The 18102-nt window shown below is 50.2% G+C and carries 17 protein-coding genes and 1 pseudogene; 12 read left to right on the forward strand and 6 right to left on the reverse strand.

Annotated elements, in window-relative coordinates; all coding sequences use genetic code 11:
• Positions 1 to 1223: 1223 nt before the first annotated feature.
• Entirely contained in the window at positions 1224 to 2159 is a 936-nt protein-coding gene (locus DWX59_RS20465; RefSeq protein WP_117561013.1) for a radical SAM protein, read from the reverse strand.
• 68 nt (positions 2160 to 2227) lie between these two features.
• Positions 2228 to 3118 carry a helix-turn-helix domain-containing protein gene (locus DWX59_RS20470; protein WP_117561014.1) on the reverse strand — a complete coding sequence of 297 codons (891 nt, stop codon included), beginning with the start codon at positions 3116 to 3118 and terminating at the stop codon, positions 2228 to 2230.
• A gap of 184 nt (positions 3119 to 3302) precedes the next feature.
• Here DWX59_RS20470 and DWX59_RS20475 point away from each other — a divergent pair, with 184 nt between their 5' ends.
• Together DWX59_RS20475 and DWX59_RS20480 are read left to right on the forward strand one after the other, a co-directional pair.
• Positions 3303 to 4352, forward strand: a complete 1050-nt coding sequence (locus tag DWX59_RS20475) for a mannonate dehydratase (RefSeq protein WP_117561015.1) — start codon at positions 3303 to 3305, stop codon at positions 4350 to 4352.
• A 142-nt stretch (positions 4353 to 4494) separates the two neighbouring features.
• Positions 4495 to 5337, forward strand: a complete 843-nt coding sequence (locus DWX59_RS20480; protein ID WP_117561016.1) for an SDR family oxidoreductase — start codon at positions 4495 to 4497, stop codon at positions 5335 to 5337.
• Between the two features lie 69 nt (positions 5338 to 5406).
• On the opposite strand, the pseudogene DWX59_RS29435 reads toward DWX59_RS20480, so the two are convergent.
• The 3 genes and pseudogenes from DWX59_RS29435 to DWX59_RS20490 all read right to left on the reverse strand — a co-directional run.
• Positions 5407 to 5646 (reverse strand): annotated as a pseudogene (locus tag DWX59_RS29435) (methyl-accepting chemotaxis protein); the annotation flags it as partial.
• Complete coding sequence (locus tag DWX59_RS20485; protein WP_353626776.1) at positions 5568 to 6260, reverse strand: MCP four helix bundle domain-containing protein; 693 nt, start codon at positions 6258 to 6260, stop codon at positions 5568 to 5570. The gene DWX59_RS20485 and the pseudogene DWX59_RS29435, both read right to left, overlap by 79 nt.
• Positions 6261 to 6537: 277 nt before the next feature.
• The gene (locus tag DWX59_RS20490; RefSeq protein ID WP_117561017.1) at positions 6538 to 7767 is read right to left on the reverse strand and encodes a 6-phosphofructokinase; all 1230 of its coding nucleotides are present in this window, start codon (positions 7765 to 7767) and stop codon (positions 6538 to 6540) included.
• Between the two features lie 278 nt (positions 7768 to 8045).
• Between DWX59_RS20490 and kduI the strand changes: the two genes are divergently transcribed.
• From kduI to DWX59_RS20505, 3 genes are all read left to right on the forward strand, one after another.
• The gene (gene kduI / locus DWX59_RS20495; protein ID WP_117561018.1) at positions 8046 to 8888 is read left to right on the forward strand and encodes a 5-dehydro-4-deoxy-D-glucuronate isomerase; all 843 of its coding nucleotides are present in this window, start codon (positions 8046 to 8048) and stop codon (positions 8886 to 8888) included.
• Positions 8889 to 8966: 78 nt separating this feature from the next.
• Positions 8967 to 9773: a gluconate 5-dehydrogenase gene (locus DWX59_RS20500; RefSeq protein ID WP_117561140.1), complete on the forward strand. Its 807-nt coding sequence runs from the start codon at positions 8967 to 8969 to the stop codon at positions 9771 to 9773.
• A gap of 69 nt (positions 9774 to 9842) precedes the next feature.
• The gene (locus tag DWX59_RS20505; protein WP_117561019.1) at positions 9843 to 10550 is read left to right on the forward strand and encodes a GntR family transcriptional regulator; all 708 of its coding nucleotides are present in this window, start codon (positions 9843 to 9845) and stop codon (positions 10548 to 10550) included.
• A 9-nt stretch (positions 10551 to 10559) separates the two neighbouring features.
• Here the strand turns inward: DWX59_RS20505 and DWX59_RS20510 are convergent, their stop codons facing one another.
• Positions 10560 to 10751 (reverse strand): hypothetical protein, encoded by a 192-nt coding sequence (locus DWX59_RS20510; protein WP_117561020.1) that lies wholly within the window; start codon positions 10749 to 10751, stop codon positions 10560 to 10562.
• Between the two features lie 147 nt (positions 10752 to 10898).
• Here DWX59_RS20510 and DWX59_RS20515 point away from each other — a divergent pair, with 147 nt between their 5' ends.
• The 7 genes from DWX59_RS20515 (at position 10899) to DWX59_RS20545 (ending at position 18042) form a co-directional block, all read left to right on the forward strand.
• The gene (locus DWX59_RS20515; protein WP_117561021.1) at positions 10899 to 11117 is read left to right on the forward strand and encodes a helix-turn-helix domain-containing protein; all 219 of its coding nucleotides are present in this window, start codon (positions 10899 to 10901) and stop codon (positions 11115 to 11117) included.
• Positions 11118 to 11340: 223 nt separating this feature from the next.
• Entirely contained in the window at positions 11341 to 12930 is a 1590-nt protein-coding gene (locus tag DWX59_RS20520; protein WP_227116866.1) for a sensor histidine kinase, read from the forward strand.
• Positions 12927 to 13829 carry a response regulator transcription factor gene (locus tag DWX59_RS20525; RefSeq protein WP_117561022.1) on the forward strand — a complete coding sequence of 301 codons (903 nt, stop codon included), beginning with the start codon at positions 12927 to 12929 and terminating at the stop codon, positions 13827 to 13829. The genes DWX59_RS20520 and DWX59_RS20525 overlap by 4 nt, the downstream gene beginning before the upstream one ends.
• 241 nt (positions 13830 to 14070) lie before the next feature.
• A complete protein-coding gene (locus DWX59_RS20530) occupies positions 14071 to 15096 on the forward strand; it encodes a TRAP transporter substrate-binding protein (protein ID WP_117561023.1) in 1026 nt (341 codons plus the stop codon).
• Position 15097: 1 nt separating this feature from the next.
• A complete protein-coding gene (locus DWX59_RS20535; RefSeq protein WP_117561024.1) occupies positions 15098 to 15595 on the forward strand; it encodes a TRAP transporter small permease in 498 nt (165 codons plus the stop codon).
• A gap of 3 nt (positions 15596 to 15598) precedes the next feature.
• Positions 15599 to 16906: a TRAP transporter large permease gene (locus DWX59_RS20540; protein ID WP_117561025.1), complete on the forward strand. Its 1308-nt coding sequence runs from the start codon at positions 15599 to 15601 to the stop codon at positions 16904 to 16906.
• 224 nt (positions 16907 to 17130) lie between these two features.
• Positions 17131 to 18042 carry an AEC family transporter gene (locus tag DWX59_RS20545; RefSeq protein WP_117561026.1) on the forward strand — a complete coding sequence of 304 codons (912 nt, stop codon included), beginning with the start codon at positions 17131 to 17133 and terminating at the stop codon, positions 18040 to 18042.
• Positions 18043 to 18102: the final 60 nt, after the last annotated feature.

The following is an 18102-nucleotide window of genomic DNA, read 5'->3' on the forward strand; positions in this document are numbered from 1 at the left end:
CCCGTTCACCGAGCCACCCGTTTTACGGGTGGCGGCGACTTTTACTGCCGTAACCTTTCTTTATAAGAACCTGGCGGTTTTGCTGACTGCATATAAATTCCTTACCAGCTCCGGTTTGGGAAAATAGGGGATGCTGTTTGCTGTCAAAGAATAAATACAAGGTGCCTTCCGCTGATGGCTGGATGTCCCAAAGTCGCGATATATTTGCATAAATTTTATATAATTATCGGAAAATATAAACAATTAATAAGATTTTAAAACCATCAATTGTATAAAAACAGAAACAATTGTAATTAGATGGAGGTAAATATAAATAAACTAAAAAGATAATAAAAAAATTAAAAAAGCATTGACAAATGACAGGCCATTTACTATAATAAAGACAACAAAAGAACAGAGAACAAAAAGAATTTAAGGAACTGTAGACAATCAGTTCACAAGCAACTTAAATCCAAGCAAAGGAGGTACGGACCACCAAAGACTGAATTTTAGTTTCATATATAACAAAAGAAATTTTTTATATATGAAACCAGGAGAAACCAATCTACTAAAAAGTGAAACGCTCAAACAGTAAAGTAATTTAAGTAATTGATTTAAAGAAACAAAAGAATCCAATCGGTTGGTAAACGATTCAAAGAGTAACAAAGTTTCAATAGATTAAAGAAGTTCCAAGTGAATGGGTAAGTTCACAAAAGAAAAGTATTTAATATTATAGAAGCAAGTCAACAAATTGAATAGTTAAAAGCAATTGCAGTATTTAAAGAAAGAATTTAAAGAAACAAGCTGTTGAGCAGAAACATTTATTATTAAGTGGTTGATGGCATTTTCAATAAGCTATCTCAAGAGTATCAATAAAAATCGTGTATCGGTTTAGTGATATGACGAGAAAGTATCATTAGAACGAAATAGATTGATACCGGATAGTATAGTAAGCAAGATGTAAGGAAAATGAATCAGACACACTGGTAAGATGAAGTAACAAGAGCGCGGTAACAATAGTAGAGAGGTGTAACAACTTAATATAGAAGTAAAAAGAAACAATTGTTTCAGAAAAGTGAGGCTTGGTCCAATGGACGAAATAGTCAGAAGACGGATATCGTAATCGAGAACGTGGTTAGTCAAAGATTCGATATCCGTCTTCTATGTTATTCAGGAAGCCATGGGAATAAAGGAATGTAATGATGTCGGGCGTTTCGGATGAAGGGACGCTTTTTTTGTGGGTATTACAGGCCTTCCAGGTCAAAGGGAGGTCTGTATTCCTCCTTTGCACTGCTCTTTTGCTGCATGAAGCCATGGGTGAGGCCAAGTTCCAGGGCAGTGTCCACCACGCGGTTGTATTCGTAGGTGGTTATGCGGCGGTTCAGTCCGGGAAAGTCGCTGCTGCGATGACAGGGCGTGTACTGGCTCATGAGGCTGATCATGTACTGGTCCCGGGGCAGGTTCTCCTTTATCCAGTGCAGAAGGGCAATGGAATCATCCTTATGGCCGGGAAGGACCATGTGGCGGATGATGACGCCCTTTTGCATAAGGGATGGATCTGCCTCCTGCCACACAGGGGCGCCTGTCTGCCGTATCATCTGGAGGATGGACAGGGAGGCGCGTTCAAAGTAATCACCGGCATGGGAATATCTGAGGGCCAGACGGTTATCATAATATTTGAAGTCAGGAAGCCAGATATCCACATAATCTTTCAGGGCCAGGATGGTTTCAACGGTTTCATAACCGCCGCTGTTGTAGACAATGGGAATGGTAAGTTCAGGCCGGGCAAGGTCCAGGGCGGCCGTGATATGGGGCAGGTACTGGGTGGGGGTCACCAAATTGATGTTATGGGCGCCTTTGTCCTGCAGGTCCAGGAAGATGCGGGCCAGATGTCCTGTGGACAGCTCTTTCCCGAAGTTCTGGCTGCTGAGCTCTGAGTTTTGGCAGAAGCAGCATCGGAGGGTACAGCCTGAGAAAAATACGGTCCCGCTGCCGCCAGGGCCTTTTTCCGGCCCGCTGATGCAGGGTTCCTCCCAGTGATGGAGGGCGGCCCTGGCAGCCTTTAGCTCATGGGTGCAGCCGCAGTACCCCGCGGCCCTGGCACGGTCAGCCTTACAGGCCCTGGGGCAAAGGCTGCAGCTTGTATAGTTGTCAAAGGAAATAGGGGTTCTGTGCTGCATGGTTTCATATTCTCCTGGTTTCAGATTCAGCTGGTACAGCGTTACCCAGCTATTTACGTAATGGAGCACTAGATGGTATAGTCCTGCTGTGCAGGCAGGCGGTGCTGCTCCCTGTATTCTTTTGGGGAAACCCCGTACTCTTTTTTGAAGGCCCGGAAAAAGCTGGTATAGTCCTTGAACCCGTACTGATGGTACACATGGCCGATGGGCTGGTCGGACAGGATGGCATTTTTACTGGCATGCAGGCGCTTTTTAAGGATGTACTGGTGAAGGGAGATGCCCATGTTGTCCTTAAATATATGTGAGATATGGTATTTGCTCACATAGAAAAAGGCGGAAAGGCTGTCCAGGCTTAAGTCGCCTTCCAGGTGCTGGTTTATATAGTCACAGATATTGAGGTACAGGACATTTTCATAGACAGCTGATTTCTGATGCAGGCTGTCGTAGAGCAGGCGGTTGATATAGACCAGGAATGATACGGCCATGAGTTCGGATGTCAGACGGTGGAAGGCCCGTCCGCTGCCTGATTCCTCAATCAGGTCGGTCAGCTTTCCCTGAATCTCCTGGGTTGTGATGGTGTCTGTGTGGAAGCGGTAGACCTGATGGCTCCCCGCATAATCAAAGCCGTAAGCCAGTTCCTCATCTGCCTGGCGCAGTTTCCGGTAATAATCGCTTCCCAGCCAGAAGACAAAGCGCCTGTACGGTTTGTCATGGGAGAGGAATTCAGGAAAATGCGGGACGCCCGGAGGAATCAGGAGACAGTCACCGTATTCCAGCAGATAGCTTTTATCTGCCATATGGTATTCCACATCGCCTTCCAGAAAAAAGTAGAACTCGTAGTAATCATGCACATGGGCGGCCACGGATTTAAGCGTGGTGTCATTATAATAGAACAGCTCAAAGTCAACGGGCTGCATGTACTGCCGTGTGTTGAAATCCGAGGATATCTGTTTTTTCAAAGGGAGTCTCCTTTCCGGCCGGATAAAGCGGTGACCTGATTTATTTTACCCAATCTTAGCATGAAACAACAACATTTGCAATATGCTGGGCAAGTATCACTATGGACGGAAATCCTGAATCTGTTATAATAAAATTAAGTTAAGGGACAGATACCAACAACAATTCTTAAGGAGGAGTTTACACATGAAATTATCATTCAGATGGTACGGAGAAGATGACAAGGTAACCCTGGAGAACATCCGCCAGATTCCTGGCATGCAGTCAATCGTAACGGCTGTATATGATGTGCCGGTAGGCGAGGTATGGAGCCGCGAGAGCATTGCGAAGTTAAAAAAGCAGGTTGAGGACGCAGGTCTTGGCTTTGATGTAATTGAGAGCATTCCGGTCCATGAGGATATCAAGCTTGGTAAGCCGTCCAGGGACAAATATATTGAGAACTACTGCGAAAACATCCGCCGCGTGGCTGAGGCAGGCATCAAGTGCGTATGTTATAATTTCATGCCGGTATTTGACTGGACAAGGACACAGTTAGACCATGAGCTGGGCGACGGCTCTACTTCCCTGGTATATTATCAGGAGCAGGTAGATGCCGTGAATCCGTTAAACAGCGACAGCGACCTGACCCTTCCGGGCTGGGATTCCAGCTACACCAGGGACGGGCTTAAGGCTGTTGTGGAGGAATACCACAGCCTGACAGAGGATATGCTGTGGGATAATGTAAAATACTTCCTGGAGCGCGTGATTCCGGTTGCTGCTGAGTGTGATGTGAACATGGCAATCCATGAAGACGATCCATGCTGGAGTATTTTCGGCCTGCCAAGGATCATCACCTGTGAGGAGAACCTGGACCGCTTCTTAAAGCTGGTGGATGACAGGCACAACGGCATCACGCTGTGCACCGGTTCCCTGGGCTGCTCTGCTAAGAACGACGTGGTGAGGATGGCTGGAAAGTACGCTGCCATGGGCAGGATCCACTTTGCCCACATCAGGAACGTGGCTGTGCTGGACAATGGATTTGAGGAGAGGGCGCATCTGTCCTCCTGCGGTTCCCTGGACATGTTCGGCATCGTGAAGGCCCTGGTGGACAATGGCTTTGACGGTTATGTAAGACCTGACCACGGACGTATGATCTGGGGAGAGACAGGACGCGCCGGATACGGCCTGTACGACAGGGCCCTGGGCGCAACTTATCTGAACGGCCTGTTCGAGGCAGTGGAGAAGATGAGCCGGTAATCCGGGATGTATTTTCATAAAGCAAGGAGAAAGGATCAGTGGGCAGATGGACTGGTCCTTTTTGCTTATGGCAAGCCATCATAAGGCGTAACAGTGCATGAAGGCATGGTAAGGCAGAGGAATGTGAGGAGGCGTAGAGGATATGGTGTTTGGATTGGATCTGTCAGGGCGCATGGCCGTGGTAACTGGGGCGGGCGGGATCCTGTGCGGCATGTTTGCCAGGACCCTTGCACAGGCAGGAGCGTCGGTGGCGCTCCTTGATATCAACCTGGAGACCGCGGAGCGGACAGCCAGGGAGATACGGGCCCAGGGAGGCAATGCGGCTGCGTATGAAGTGGATGTGATGGATAAGGACAGGCTGGAAGGCGTACATGCCAGGGTACTGGCAGACCTTGGGCCGTGTGATATCCTGATAAACGGGGCGGGAGGCAACCAGGCCTGCGCCAACACATCCAAGGAGTATTTTGAAATGGGGGATATTGAGGCGGATGTGACAACATTTTTTGACCTGGAATACAGGGGGGTGCAGAAGGTCCTGGACCTGAATTTTCTAGGCGCTTTCCTGACCTGCCAGGTATTTGCAAAGGATATGGTGGGAAGGGAGGGCTGCAATATATTGAATATTTCCTCGGCCAGCGCGCTGCGGCCCCTGACCAGGATTCCGGTATACAGCGGAGCCGTGGCAGCGCTCAGTAATTTCACACAGTGGCTGGCAGTGCATTTTGCCAGGGCGGGAATCCGCGTCAATGCCATCGCCCCGGGATTCTTTGTGACAAAGCAGAATGAGGGGCTGCTGTATGAGGAGGACGGCACCCCGGCAGCCAGAACGGCCAGGGTACTGGCCGCCACCCCCATGGGCCGGTTCGGCAGGCCCGAGGAACTGAATGGGGCCTTGATGTTCCTCTTGAATAATCAGGCTGCCGGGTTCATAACCGGGGTGGTGCTGCCGGTGGACGGAGGCTTTGGGGCAAATTCGGGGGTGTGATCCGTGGCGCCTGGGAATGCGATGCCTGGGAGTGTGATGCCTGGGAATGAGATGCCAGGAACCCGGTTCCTAAAAATGCGGTTCCTGGGTCTCATCCTTTAGCCTGAACCTGCCCACAAGGCTCTTGAGTATCTGGGCCTGCCCGGAGAGTTCCTCGCTGGCAGCCGCGCTTTCCTCTGCAGTGGCTGAATTGGTCTGGACCACGGAGGATATCTGATCCACGCCCTGGGTTACCTGGTGTATGGAGTCTGCCTGGTTTTTGGAAGCCTCGGCGGATTTGCTGGCCAGGCTGCGCACCTCGTCAGCCACCCGCTGTCGATTTCAGATACAGGCTTTGTTATCCCGCACACAATATAGACTGCAAACAGGATGGCGATGATGGTCAGGGCAGTGAGGGTGGCCAGGGTGGTCTTCTGTGCAAACGCATAGGCAATATCCGCCTGTTCATTGGCCTGGTCGCTGCCTGTCTTGTTGAACTGCATAAGTTCCTGGCACTTGGCTGTGAAATCATTAAAATGGGTCAGATGTTCGCTGTTCATGACAGCCATGGCTTCCTGTGTCTTGTTTTGGGAGCGGAGTTCAATCATTTTCTCGCCCTCGGACAGATAATTGTCCCAGTCTGTCCGGATTTCAGCCAGGAGCCGGCGGTCCGTATCATTTGCAATCAAAGGGGTATACTGTTCACAAAGGTTTTCAAAATTGGCGGACAGTTTATCCAGTTCCGCATTTACCAGGTCCATTTCCTGTGTATTCTGGGATATGACATGCTTGTATTCCTGGATAAGTATATCGGAGACAGTGGTGTTGATTTCTTCTGCAATAAGGGCTGAGGGCAGCCAGTTAGATGCAATGTACGTGGTTTTAAATTCTTCATTTTCTTGATAATCTCCTGTATTTTTTTGATTTGGCGTAGGCATCCGCATACCTATGCGGATGCCTTAACAGCGTAAGAGAAAATGTGCCCCGTTCATGTTGTGACGGTTCCCTTTTTTGTTTGGGAAATCATGGAAATTAATAAGGGAAAAAGCGGCTGATGAATAAAAAAACCAGTAATGGCTGTAGGGGAATGTTAGGGATTGGATTGAAAAAATAAGGCATGGCAGCGTCCATGGCTGCCATGCCTTATTTTTTTAAGAACATGTATGGAAAATCCTGACAATTCGCGCGGATTGCCAATGAAAGACAGACATGGCCGCCCGGCTAACGCGCGCTTTCCCTGCTGATATATCTGGGAAGGCCGTTTTCCATAATCCGTTCTGGTTCGCCTGCTATCAGGGGAAGGGCGTATTCATGAAATGCAGGGCTGATGTCGGTGCCGCATGGGGTTATCCATTCCAACGGGAACCCCTTTTCCTTGTTGCACACATTGCCCACATCCGTAAGGCCGAATTCCAGGCGGTAGCCAGGCCCGTCTGCGCGGGAGCAGGAAACCATGCACCCGGTAGCGCCTTTTAAGGATTGCTTAACGGCGGTGCGGCCTGAGAGGATTGCCTCGTCCACATCGGCGGCAGAGGCAAGGAGGCTGCTGCACCTCTGGTTCACATTCAGTTCCACGGAACGCACCTTGACCTGGAAGCGGTTGCGCACGTAGCTTTCCAGGATTTTTGCGCTGCCGGTAAGCATTTTGTGGCCAAATGTATCAAGCTGGGCTTCATTGGAATATTCACATATGAATTTGCCGCTTTGGTCGCGGATGCCTTCGGACACGCAGATCACCACATTGGGCTGCCGGTCCAGGGCCTTCTGCACGTCATCGAAAAAGCGTTCCATGGAAAAGGGGACCTCGGGCATGTAGATGAGCAGGGGGTTGTCGCCCGCATGCCTTCTTGCCAGGGCGCTGGCCGCGGTGACCCATCCGGCGTGGCGGCCCATCAGTTCCACGATGGTGACGGCGGGCTGCTGGTACACGGAGGCGTCCAGGCAGATTTCCCGGACCGTGGAGGCCACGTACTTGGCAGCGCTTCCGTAGCCGGGTGTGTGGTCCGTCACCGGAAGGTCGTTATCAATGGTTTTGGGAACCCCGATAAAGGATATGGTTTCATGGCGCAGGCGCGCGCACCGGGACAGCTTGTCCACCGTGTCCATGGAGTCATTGCCCCCGATGTAGAAGCAGGCGCCGATGTCCAGTGAAGCAAACTTTTCAAACAAAAGCCCATACACAGGCGCGTCCATATTGTTGGGAAGCTTATACCGGCAGGAGCCTAAGTAGGCGGCAGGGGTCTGCTTTAGCAGGAGCAGGTCCTCCCGGCTCAGGCTTTTTGACAGGTTCATGCAGTGGCCGGAGAGGAAACCTTCAATGCCGTTTACCATGCCGTAAACAGCGCCTATCTGTTCAGGGTGGCTGCTGCCTTCTGTGATTACTCCGTATAAGCTGGCGTTGATAACAGCGGTGGGACCGCCGGACTGGCCGACCAGGATATTCTTTCTCATGATGGTTCTCCTTAATTGTTGTCCTTGTTGTTCCTATTTTGTTCTTCCTATTGTTCTTCTTGTTCAGTTTTTTTGAGCAAGTTTCTTTATGAGTATATAACAAACAAAAGGACAATGCAATCAGCTCTTGTTAACATGTATAGAATTCCCTGCCAGATTTGTGTATATTGCCAATTGAAAACAGATAAGGTCTGTGCTAATCTGTATACAGATATTAAAAGTTGTATACAAGTGAGATGATTGGAATACAATCACGAAGTTAAAGGAGGATTTAAGTAATGGATATTCGTTATTCTGCAAATCAGAGAGATGTGAAGCGCTACACCACTGAGGAATTAAGGGATGAGTTCCTGATCCAGAACCTGTATGTGGCAGATGAGGTGGTTGCCGTGTATTCACATGTGGACCGTATGGTGACATTGGGCTGCATGCCTGTGACAGAGACTGTTTCCATTGACAAGGGAATCGACTGCTGGAAGAATTTTGGCACCCACTACTTCCTGGAGCGCCGTGAGATCGGTATCTTCAACATTGGCGGGGCAGGCCAGATCGTGGCTGACGGACAGGAATTCAACATGGGATATAAGGACTGCCTGTATATCACAAAGGGCACCAGGGAAGTGCATTTTTCAAGCCAGGACGCTGCCAATCCAGCTAAGTTCTATATGGTAAGCGCACCTGCCCACACATCCTTTACCACTACCTACATCCCCATTGAGAAGGCTGCCAAGAGGCCGTGCGGCGCTTCTGAGACAGCGAATAAGCGCGTGATTAACCAGTTCATCCATCCGGATGTGCTTCAGACCTGCCAGCTGTCCATGGGCATGACCGTTCTGGAGGAAGGCAGTGTATGGAATACCATGCCCGCCCACACCCATGAGCGCCGTATGGAGATTTACATGTATTTTGAGGTTCCGGGGGACAACGTTGTGTTCCATATGATGGGAGAGCCCACAGAGACAAGGCACATCATCATGAAGAACGAGGAAGCTGTCATCAGCCCGTCCTGGAGCATCCACAGCGGGGCCGGTACATCCAACTACACTTTTATCTGGGCCATGGGCGGAGAGAACATGGAGTTTGACGACATGGATACCATGATGCCGAATCAGATGAAATAACACAGATATCAAACAGCATATATATGGATTAACAGCGGACAACGGCAGGAGTGCCTGCCGATGAAGGAGGATAAGGATATGACAGATTATTTACAGAACTTTTCATTAAACGGCAAGGTTGCGCTGATTACAGGCGCGTCTTATGGAATCGGTTTTGCCATTGCAAAGGCCATGGCAGGCGCAGGGGCAACCATTGTATTCAATGATATTAAGCAGGAACTGGTTGATAAAGGCCTTGCTGCTTACAAGGAAGAGGGGATTGAAGCCCACGGATATGTATGTGACGTGACGGATGAGGATGCTGTGAACGGGATGGTTGCCGCCATTGAGAAGGAAGTGGGCGTGATTGACATCCTGGTCAACAATGCAGGAATCATCAAGCGGATTCCCATGTGCGATATGTCTGCGGCCGAGTTCAGACAGGTAATTGACGTGGACCTGAATGCGCCCTTCATCGTGTCCAAGGCAGTTATCCCCAGCATGATCAAGAAGGGCCACGGCAAGATCATCAACATCTGCTCCATGATGAGCGAACTGGGACGTGAGACTGTTTCCGCTTATGCGGCAGCCAAGGGCGGCCTTAAGATGCTGACCAAGAACATTGCGTCTGAGTACGGCGAATACAACATCCAGTGTAACGGTATCGGGCCTGGCTATATTGCAACACCGCAGACAGCGCCTCTGCGCCAGGTCCAGCCGGACGGCTCCAGACATCCCTTTGACCAGTTCATCATTGCCAAGACACCGGCCGGCCGCTGGGGCGAGGCAGAGGATCTGGGCGGACCAGCCGTATTCCTGGCATCCGAGGCATCCAATTTTGTCAACGGCCTTGTACTGTACGTGGATGGCGGCATCCTGGCCTACATCGGCAAGCAGCCAAAATAATCTGAGACAGCTGAAGTCAGGCGGCCCTGACAGGATTGGGCCGCTGCCTGACGGTATGGGGGTGAAACCATGGGAGAGATGAATTTCAAGAACCGCGGCGAGCTGGTATTCGAGACCCTGAAGCGGGAGATTCTGGACCTGCGGCTAAAGCCGGGCCAGATGATAAGTGAAAATGAAATATGCGACCGCTTCGGCGTGTCCAGGACTCCTGTGCGGGACGCCCTCAGGCTTTTGCAGGAACAGGGCTTTGCGGAAACCATTCCCTACCGGGGAACCTATGTGACGCTTCTGAGCCTGGATAACATCAAGCAGATGATTTACATGCGTGTTGCGGTTGAGACCATGGTGCTGCGGGATTTCATGCAGAACCGAACGCCCATGGTGATGGAAGATATCCGCCATGCAATTGCCCAGCAGCGGGCATTGATTGAAGAGGCAGGCTTTGAGCCGGAGCAGTTCTACCACATGGATGCCCAGATGCATTCCATATGGTTCGGCGCCGTAAAGCGCCAGAAGCTTTGGGAAATGCTTCAGGCACAGCAGCTTCATTACACAAGGTTCCGCATGCTGGATTTTATCACGGAGACTGACTTTACGCGCATCATCGGGGAACATGAGGAATTGTTCCGGCTGATTTCAGAAGGAAATGAAAAGAAGCTGGAGGAATCGCTCAAGGAACACCTGTATTACAGCATGAAGCGCATGCGCCATTCCATCGAAGTGGATTATAAAGATTATTTTGAAGAAGAACCGGAAGAAGGGCGGTTTGTCATATGACAAGCCGTTCTATTCTTTTTTCAGATAAATCCGCTCATCCGGATTTTCCTTCAGATACTCTTCCAGGTCTTCGGGGGAAAGGTTGGAGCGGACCTCCTCAAAATAGGCTGCCCCGTCCATGGAGATGAAATCAATGAGGCGTTTCACCACCTCCGGGTCATCCAGTAACTGTTCAATCTTTTCATCCGTAAAATAAGCCATTGTCGTATACCTGCCTTCCTGTTTCCAATATATGTAATTTATACATCCTAATACCTATAGTATATTCGTAATTGCGAAGATATTCAATATCTGAAATCTATTTTATGCTTAATCTATCAAACAGACCAGATTACATAGGAGTAAGAGATGATAGATTATTCGCCCTTTTGGAAGACTTTGGAAGATTCAAAGGAAAACTGGTATACGCTTACCAAGCATCATCATGTGTCGGACAGTACGCTTCACAGACTGAAGCACAACAAGGATATTTCCATGAAGACAGTGAATGATTTGTGCAGGATACTGAATTGTGATATAGAGAATATTGCAACCTATGTGGCCTCGGATGAGGACCAGAAGCTGTAACTTTTATGGAATGGTGTGTGTCTGGGAACTGCCTTTTGTCAGCTGGCTGGAATGAAACCACATACCTGGCAGGAATGAATCTGCGAACACACACCGGAATCAGATAGATGCCCTTCAGCGCGGCCCCACGGCCATGGCTGGCGGGCATTTTATGTTTATCCCTTTTCAAACAGACCAAACTATTATAGAATGTTTTCAGGATGAAAGGAGGCGGATGGCGGATATGGGACAGAATAAGAAAAGCAATCAGGGATTCGTTGGCCGTATCTGGCTATCCTGTTCCCTGGAACAGAAGGTCCGCTATATTGCGGGTTCGGCTGCAATTGTGGTCATATTGTCCATTGCTGCCAATCTACTGGTGGCCGGCTTTGGCATGAAGGGATTCCATACAGTGCTTGAGAACAATTCCCATGCCCTGTCCTTCTGGTCCGCCATGTCAGGGGAGAGCAGTGCGTTCGTGGCCCTTGTCAGGGACAGGACAGAGGAAAACCAGAAGCGGTTTCATGAGGCGTGTCTTAAATCAGAAGCAGCCCTTGAGGGACTGAGCTTTGATTACAATAAGATCGGGGCAGTCCCTTATGCCAGGACCTGGTCCATTTTCAATATGTATGAAAACTATGCCAGGGAAAGGGACGGGTTCCTGGACATGGAGGAGGACGATGAGGGGTACATGGACCGGCTGTATACCATCTACCGCGTCCAGGGATATCTGGAAAACCATGCAGGACGCCTGGAACAGATGACGGTTGAGATGGGGAACGAGAGTTATGAAAGGCAGCGGCCCCTGCTCATAATCGTGCCTGTAATCAGCGTGCTCTGGGGAGCGGCTGCCCTGCTTATGGTGCGGTGGCTGAAGCAATCCGTGTACCGCGGCATTGTGCGGCCAGTGGTGGAACTGGCAGAGGATTCAAGACGTATTGGGGAAAATGATTTTTCAGGGCCGGATATCCAGGCAGAGGGGCAGGATGAGATTGCCAGCCTGGTCAGGGCCTTCTGTACTATGAAGGATTCCACCAAGGGTTATATCCAGGCGCTGACTGAAAAGCATGAAATGGAAAAACAGCTGGACGCGGTGCGGCTTCAGATGCTGAAGAACCAGATTAATCCCCATTTCCTGTTTAATACCCTGAACATGATTGCCGGCACGGCCCAGATTGAGGACGCTGATACAACGGAGAAGATGATTACGGCCCTTGGGCGGCTGTTCCGCTATAACCTTAAGTCATCGGACTCGGTCATGCCCCTGGAGCGGGAGCTTAAGGTGGTGCAGGATTATATGTACCTGCAGAAGATGCGGTTTGGACAGCGGCTTACATTTACCTGTGACTGCCATCCCGATACCCTGGAATTGCTGGTGCCTTCCTTTGCGCTTCAGCCGCTGGTGGAGAATTCCATCAAGTATGGGATTTCACCCAGAAGCCAGGGCGGGAAAATCCACATACGTTCCTGGCTGGAGGGAAAGCGGCTGTGGATATCTGTTGCGGACACAGGGCTTGGGATGGAGGAAGGGCGGCTCAAGGAGATACGGGAGGCGCTTAAGGCCGGGGACGACAGGTCTGCCGGAGTGGGGCTTGGCAATATATACCGGAGACTTCATGTCATGTATAAGGACGGCGGGATGTTCCTGTACAGCCGCAAGGGCTGCGGTACGGTGGTGCAGATGGCATTTACGGGGGAAAACCTCCACGGAGGGGAGAAGCTCAATGGAGGGAAGAACCTCAATGGAGGGAAGAACCTCAATGGAGGGGAGAACCTCAATGGAGGGGAGAACCTTAATGGAGAAGAAAACCCCAATGGAAAGGATGAAGTATGAACAGATATCGCATACTGCTGGCGGATGATGAACAGATTGAGCGTATGGCGCTGGCAAAACGGCTTGTGAAGCATTTTGGGGACAGCCTGGCCATCAGCGAGGCTGTCAATGGGGCGGAGGCCCTTAAGGTGTTTAAAAGGGAGCAGAGCCAGATCGTGCTCATGGATATTTCCATGCCCGAGATGAACGGGGCGGAGGCGGCGGAGCAGATCCGTGGAATGGATGAGGACTGTATCATCATTTTCCTGACAGCCTATGATGATTTTGCCTATGCAAAAAGGGCAATCGTAATCCGGGCCCTGGATTATCTTTTAAAGCCCTGTGACGAGGACGAGCTGGTGTCTGTGATTGAGGAGGCTATGCGTCTTACGGACCGCAGGGAGTTAAAGAAGGCGCGGGACTTTGGCATGGATGGAGGGAAGGCCCTGGATGGAGGCATACCGGGAGTCCGGGGGGTAAGTATGGCCAAAATCCCATCCGGGGGCGCCCAGGATATGGCGGGCGGCCATGGGCTGGAGGATGCGGGAACCGCCCGCATGGCCCTTGCAGCGGAAACCATGCGGGAGTATATACGGAATAATTACATGAAGGAAATATCCATGCAGGATGCGGCAAGGGTGATGAATTATTCGGATGCGTATTTCTGCAAATTATTTAAACAGTGCTTTGACCAGAATTTCACCTCTTATCTGACCAATTTCCGGGTGAACGAGGCAAAAAAGCTTTTGAAGGACCGGAATATCAGTGTGAAGGATGTGGGGATGCGGGTGGGATATTATGATTCCAATTATTTTGCCAAAGTTTTCAAGCGGGTCACAGGCGTGATTCCTTCGGAGTACAGGGACAGCCAGCACTCCATCCGGCATGGCGATGCCAACCGTCCCACCTGGAATTGTTAATAAAATGACAAAATCTTCTTCCCCAATGACAAACTTTTACGGTACAAATTAAATGCCCCGGGCTATATAATTAAGAAAGTGTTAAGGAAGGCGCCAAAACCTTAATGGATTCTGGATTGTAAAGCCGCGGGGTTTCTTTTTATGCGGTATGGTATGGAGGATTTCAGTCCAGAATAAGTACAGACCAGAATAAGTACAGAAAATATGGAACGTTTGCTGTATAAAGGGAAAGGAATGGAAAATGGTGAGGAAATTCATAAAGAAAACAACAGCAGTCCTGCTGTGTGCCGCTGTGGCTGCAGGCCTTATGGGCTGTGGATCCGTGACTTCCGGGAAACGGATCATCCGTGTCTCCCACGCACAGTCGGAAACACATCCCGAGCACATTGGATTGCTTGCATTTAAGGAATATGTGGAGGAACGCCTGGGGGACAGGTACGAGGTACAGATATTCCCCAATGAAATCCTGGGTTCTGCCCAGAAGGCCATTGAATTGACCCAGACAGGAGCCATTGATTTTGTGGTGGCGGGAACCGCCAACCTGGAAACATTTGCAGGTGTGTATGAAATCTTCAGCATGCCCTACCTGTTTGATTCCGAGGATGTGTATAAATCCGTGATGCAGGATACGGATTATATGGAACAGGTGTATGAGTCCACGGACGAGGCCGGATTCCGGGTTGTGACCTGGTATAACGCGGGAACCAGGAACTTTTATGCCAAGACGCCCATCCGCACGCCTGAGGACCTTAAGGGTAAGAAAATCAGGGTACAACAGAGCCCGGCCAGCGTTGCCATGGTCAATGCTTTTGGAGCGGCTGCCGCGCCCATGGGATTCGGGGAAGTGTATACGGCCATCCAGCAGGGCGTGATTGACGGGGCTGAGAACAATGAGCTGGCCCTTACCAACAACAAGCACGGCGAGGTTGCCAAATATTATGCTTACAATAAACACCAGATGGTGCCGGACATGCTGGTGGCAAACCTTAAATTCCTTCAGGGGCTGGATCCTGAGGAGTACCAGGTTTTCAAGGATGCGGCCCTCCTTTCCACCCAGGTTGAGATGGAGGAGTGGGATAAGAGCATTGAGGCGGCAAAACAGATTGCATCTGAGGACATGGGAGTGGAATTCATTGATGTGGATGTGGATGCATTTAAGCAGAAGGTACTTCCCCTTCATGAGAAGATGCTGAAGGAGAACCCAAAGATTGCAGACCTGTACCTGTATATCCAGGAAGTAAATGAAAAAGCAAAGGGAGGGCAGTAGGATGGAGAACATGCATAAAGTAAGAGCCGGCATCATGCGGGTCCTGGGGATTGTGATTACCTGCCTGTTTGCCCTGATGACTGTTATCGGCACGTATCAGATTGTGACAAGATACTTCTTTAACCGCCCCAGCACCGTGTCTGAGGAGCTTCTGACCTATTCCTTTACCTGGATGTCCCTGCTGGCTTCCGCCTATGTGTTTGGCAAGAGGGACCACATGCGCATGGGCTTTCTGGCAGATAAATTTACAGGGCCGGGCCGCAGATACCTGGAGGCTGCCATTGATCTGCTGACCTTTGCATTTGCAGGCGTTGTCATGGTATATGGAGGCATTTCCATTACAAAGCTGACCATGATCCAGACCACGGCATCCCTGAGGGTGCCCATGGGGTACATTTATGTAATCGTGCCTGTGACCGGCGTGCTGATCATGCTGTTCAGCCTGATGAACGCTGCGGACATGCTTCACAGGGATTTTAGCGGGAAAGAGGAGGTGTAGGAGATGAATATAGCAGTTGCCTGTGGATTGATCATATTAGTATTGCTGGTCATCATGCTTCTGGCCGGCGTCCCCATTGCAGTGGCCCTGGCCGTGTCATCCATCTGCGCCATCCTTCCTGTGCTGGATACGGGCGCGGCAGTGCTTACCGGGGCACAGAGGATATTTTCCGGTATTTCCGTGTTCAGCCTTCTGGCCATACCTTTCTTTATCCTGGCTGGAAATATCATGAACAAGGGCGGGATTGCCATCCGCCTCATTAATTTTGCAAAGCTGTTTACCGGCAATATCCCAGGCGCCCTGGCACATACCAATGCGGTTGCCAACATGCTCTTTGGCGCTATCTCCGGTTCCGGTACGGCGGCAGCTTCTGCCATGGGTTCCATCATTGGGCCCATTGAGGAGGAAGAGGGGTATGACAGGGATTTCTCTGCGGCAGCCAATATTGCCACGGCTCCCACCGGCCTTCTGATTCCGCCCAGCAATGTCATGATTACCTATTCCCTTGTCAGCGGAGGAACCTCCGTGGCAGCCCTGTTCATGGCAGGGTATATACCGGGAATCCTCTGGGGACTGGCGTGTATGGCCGTAATCTACTATTTTGCAAAGAAGAAAGGATACCGCAGCGCGGTTAAATACAGCTTTAGCGAAAAGGTTAAGGTATTCTTCCAGGCAATCCCATGTCTTCTCATGATTGTGATTGTAATCGGAGGAATCATAAGCGGTATCTTCACGGCCACGGAGGGAAGCGTGGTGGCTGTTGTATACAGCCTGATCCTGTCGCTGTTCTTCTATAAGTCAATCAAGGTTTCCGAACTGCCTAAGATTTTCCTGGACAGCGCCGAGATGACGGGTATCATCATTTTCCTGATTGGCGTGTCCAGCATCATGAGCTGGGTCATGGCGTTTACAGGCATACCCTCGGCTGTGTCCGAGGCCATGCTGGGAATCAGCAATAACCGGTATGTGATCCTCTTTATCATTAATATCCTGCTTCTGATCATCGGCACATTCATGGATATGACGCCTGCCTGCCTGATTTTCACCCCTATCTTCCTGCCCATCTGCCAGGCTTTGGGGATGAATACCGTGCATTTCGGCATCATGATGATATTCAACCTGTGTATCGGAACCATCACGCCGCCGGTGGGGACCACGCTGTTCGTAGGTGTTAAGGTGGGTAAGAGCAGGATTGAAAATGTGATTAAGCCGCTGTTATATTATTTCGCCGCCATATTCATTGTGCTGCTTCTTGTATCCTATGTTCCCATCCTGTCCATGTGGCTGCCGGGACTGCTGGGATATGTGTGATGGAACGCAGGAGGGATATGTAATTCATGTGAATGGAAGGACTGCTGTCTGCCGCCGGATGTCTGCGGCGGACGGCAGTCCTTTTGCAGGGGCGGGGGGAGCGGCGGAAAAATAAAGAAAAGGTGAAATTTATGGAAAAGTACGGGTTGTGGTCAGGGATGAATTCTGCTATAGTACATATCGTGCATTAAGATGTGTTAAAAAATGGATGAGGGAAAACAGGTATGGCAGAGATACTTATGAAAGCAGGCTCCTTTATAGCAATTATCATACTGGGGTATGTGCTGAGAAGAAGAGGATTTTTTAAAGAGGAAGATTTTTATGTGCTGTCCAGGATTGTGCTTAAGATAACGCTTCCTGCAGCCATCGTGACAAATTTTACGGGTATTGACATGAAGCCGTCCATGCTGCTCATGAGCCTTCTGGGACTGGGCGGGGGAATCATACTGACCGGCATGGCGTTTTTGATCAGTGCCGGAAAGAACGGCGAGGAAAAGGCATTTAATATCATCAATCTTACCGGATATAACATAGGGAACTTTACCATGCCCTTTGCCCAAAGCTTCCTGGGGCCGTTGGGAGTGGTTGCCACCAGTCTCTTTGACTCGGGCAATGCCCTGGTCTGCCTGGGAGGCACCTACAGTGTGGCGGTGATGGCCAAGGGGGAAAAGGGGAAGTTCAGCATCATGCCGATCATAAAGACCCTTTTATCATCCGTTCCCTTTGACGCGTATCTGCTGATGACCGTCCTGTCCCTGCTGCACCTTTCACTTCCCGCGCCAATGGTTTCATTTACCGGGATCATTGCCAATGGAAACGCTTTTATGGCAATGCTTATGCTGGGTGTGGGATTCAAGATGACCTTGGATAAAAGCCGCATGGGCAAAATCATACAGATACTGTTCATCCGGTATTCCGTATCCATTGCGCTGGCAGCCGCGTTTTATTTCCTCCTTCCCTTTGAACTGGAGTACAGACAGGCCCTGGCCATCCTGGCCCTCAGCCCCATCGCGTCTGCGGCGCCGGCCTTTACAGGGGATTTAGACGGGGATATCGGGCTGGCAAGCGCGGTTAATTCCATTTCCATTGTAATCAGTATTGTGCTGATAACGGGAACACTGCTGCTGGTTCTGTAAGGGAAGGGCAGCCATTCCCTTGAATAAATCAATGGGGACAGCAATATATATAATAAAAAA

The sequence above is a fragment of the Enterocloster aldenensis genome, assembly GCF_003434055.1.
Taxonomy (GTDB): Bacteria; Bacillota; Clostridia; order Lachnospirales; family Lachnospiraceae; genus Enterocloster; species Enterocloster aldenensis.

What these genes read in the sequence shown, in the direction of transcription:
- DWX59_RS20465 (WP_117561013.1), bottom strand. Translation starts at nt 2,159, where the DNA reads ATGCAGCACAGAACCCCTATTTCCTTTGACAACTATACAAGCTGCAGC.
- DWX59_RS20475 (WP_117561015.1), top strand. Translation starts at nt 3,303, where the DNA reads ATGAAATTATCATTCAGATGGTACGGAGAAGATGACAAGGTAACCCTG.
- DWX59_RS20480 (WP_117561016.1), top strand. Translation starts at nt 4,495, where the DNA reads ATGGTGTTTGGATTGGATCTGTCAGGGCGCATGGCCGTGGTAACTGGG.
- DWX59_RS20485 (WP_353626776.1), bottom strand. Translation starts at nt 6,260, where the DNA reads ATGCGGATGCCTACGCCAAATCAAAAAAATACAGGAGATTATCAAGAA.
- DWX59_RS20490 (WP_117561017.1), bottom strand. Translation starts at nt 7,767, where the DNA reads ATGAGAAAGAATATCCTGGTCGGCCAGTCCGGCGGTCCCACCGCTGTT.
- kduI (WP_117561018.1), top strand. Translation starts at nt 8,046, where the DNA reads ATGGATATTCGTTATTCTGCAAATCAGAGAGATGTGAAGCGCTACACC.
- DWX59_RS20500 (WP_117561140.1), top strand. Translation starts at nt 8,967, where the DNA reads ATGACAGATTATTTACAGAACTTTTCATTAAACGGCAAGGTTGCGCTG.
- DWX59_RS20505 (WP_117561019.1), top strand. Translation starts at nt 9,843, where the DNA reads ATGGGAGAGATGAATTTCAAGAACCGCGGCGAGCTGGTATTCGAGACC.
- DWX59_RS20510 (WP_117561020.1), bottom strand. Translation starts at nt 10,751, where the DNA reads ATGGCTTATTTTACGGATGAAAAGATTGAACAGTTACTGGATGACCCG.
- DWX59_RS20515 (WP_117561021.1), top strand. Translation starts at nt 10,899, where the DNA reads ATGATAGATTATTCGCCCTTTTGGAAGACTTTGGAAGATTCAAAGGAA.
- DWX59_RS20520 (WP_227116866.1), top strand. Translation starts at nt 11,341, where the DNA reads ATGGGACAGAATAAGAAAAGCAATCAGGGATTCGTTGGCCGTATCTGG.
- DWX59_RS20525 (WP_117561022.1), top strand. Translation starts at nt 12,927, where the DNA reads ATGAACAGATATCGCATACTGCTGGCGGATGATGAACAGATTGAGCGT.
- DWX59_RS20530 (WP_117561023.1), top strand. Translation starts at nt 14,071, where the DNA reads ATGGTGAGGAAATTCATAAAGAAAACAACAGCAGTCCTGCTGTGTGCC.
- DWX59_RS20535 (WP_117561024.1), top strand. Translation starts at nt 15,098, where the DNA reads ATGGAGAACATGCATAAAGTAAGAGCCGGCATCATGCGGGTCCTGGGG.
- DWX59_RS20540 (WP_117561025.1), top strand. Translation starts at nt 15,599, where the DNA reads ATGAATATAGCAGTTGCCTGTGGATTGATCATATTAGTATTGCTGGTC.
- DWX59_RS20545 (WP_117561026.1), top strand. Translation starts at nt 17,131, where the DNA reads ATGGCAGAGATACTTATGAAAGCAGGCTCCTTTATAGCAATTATCATA.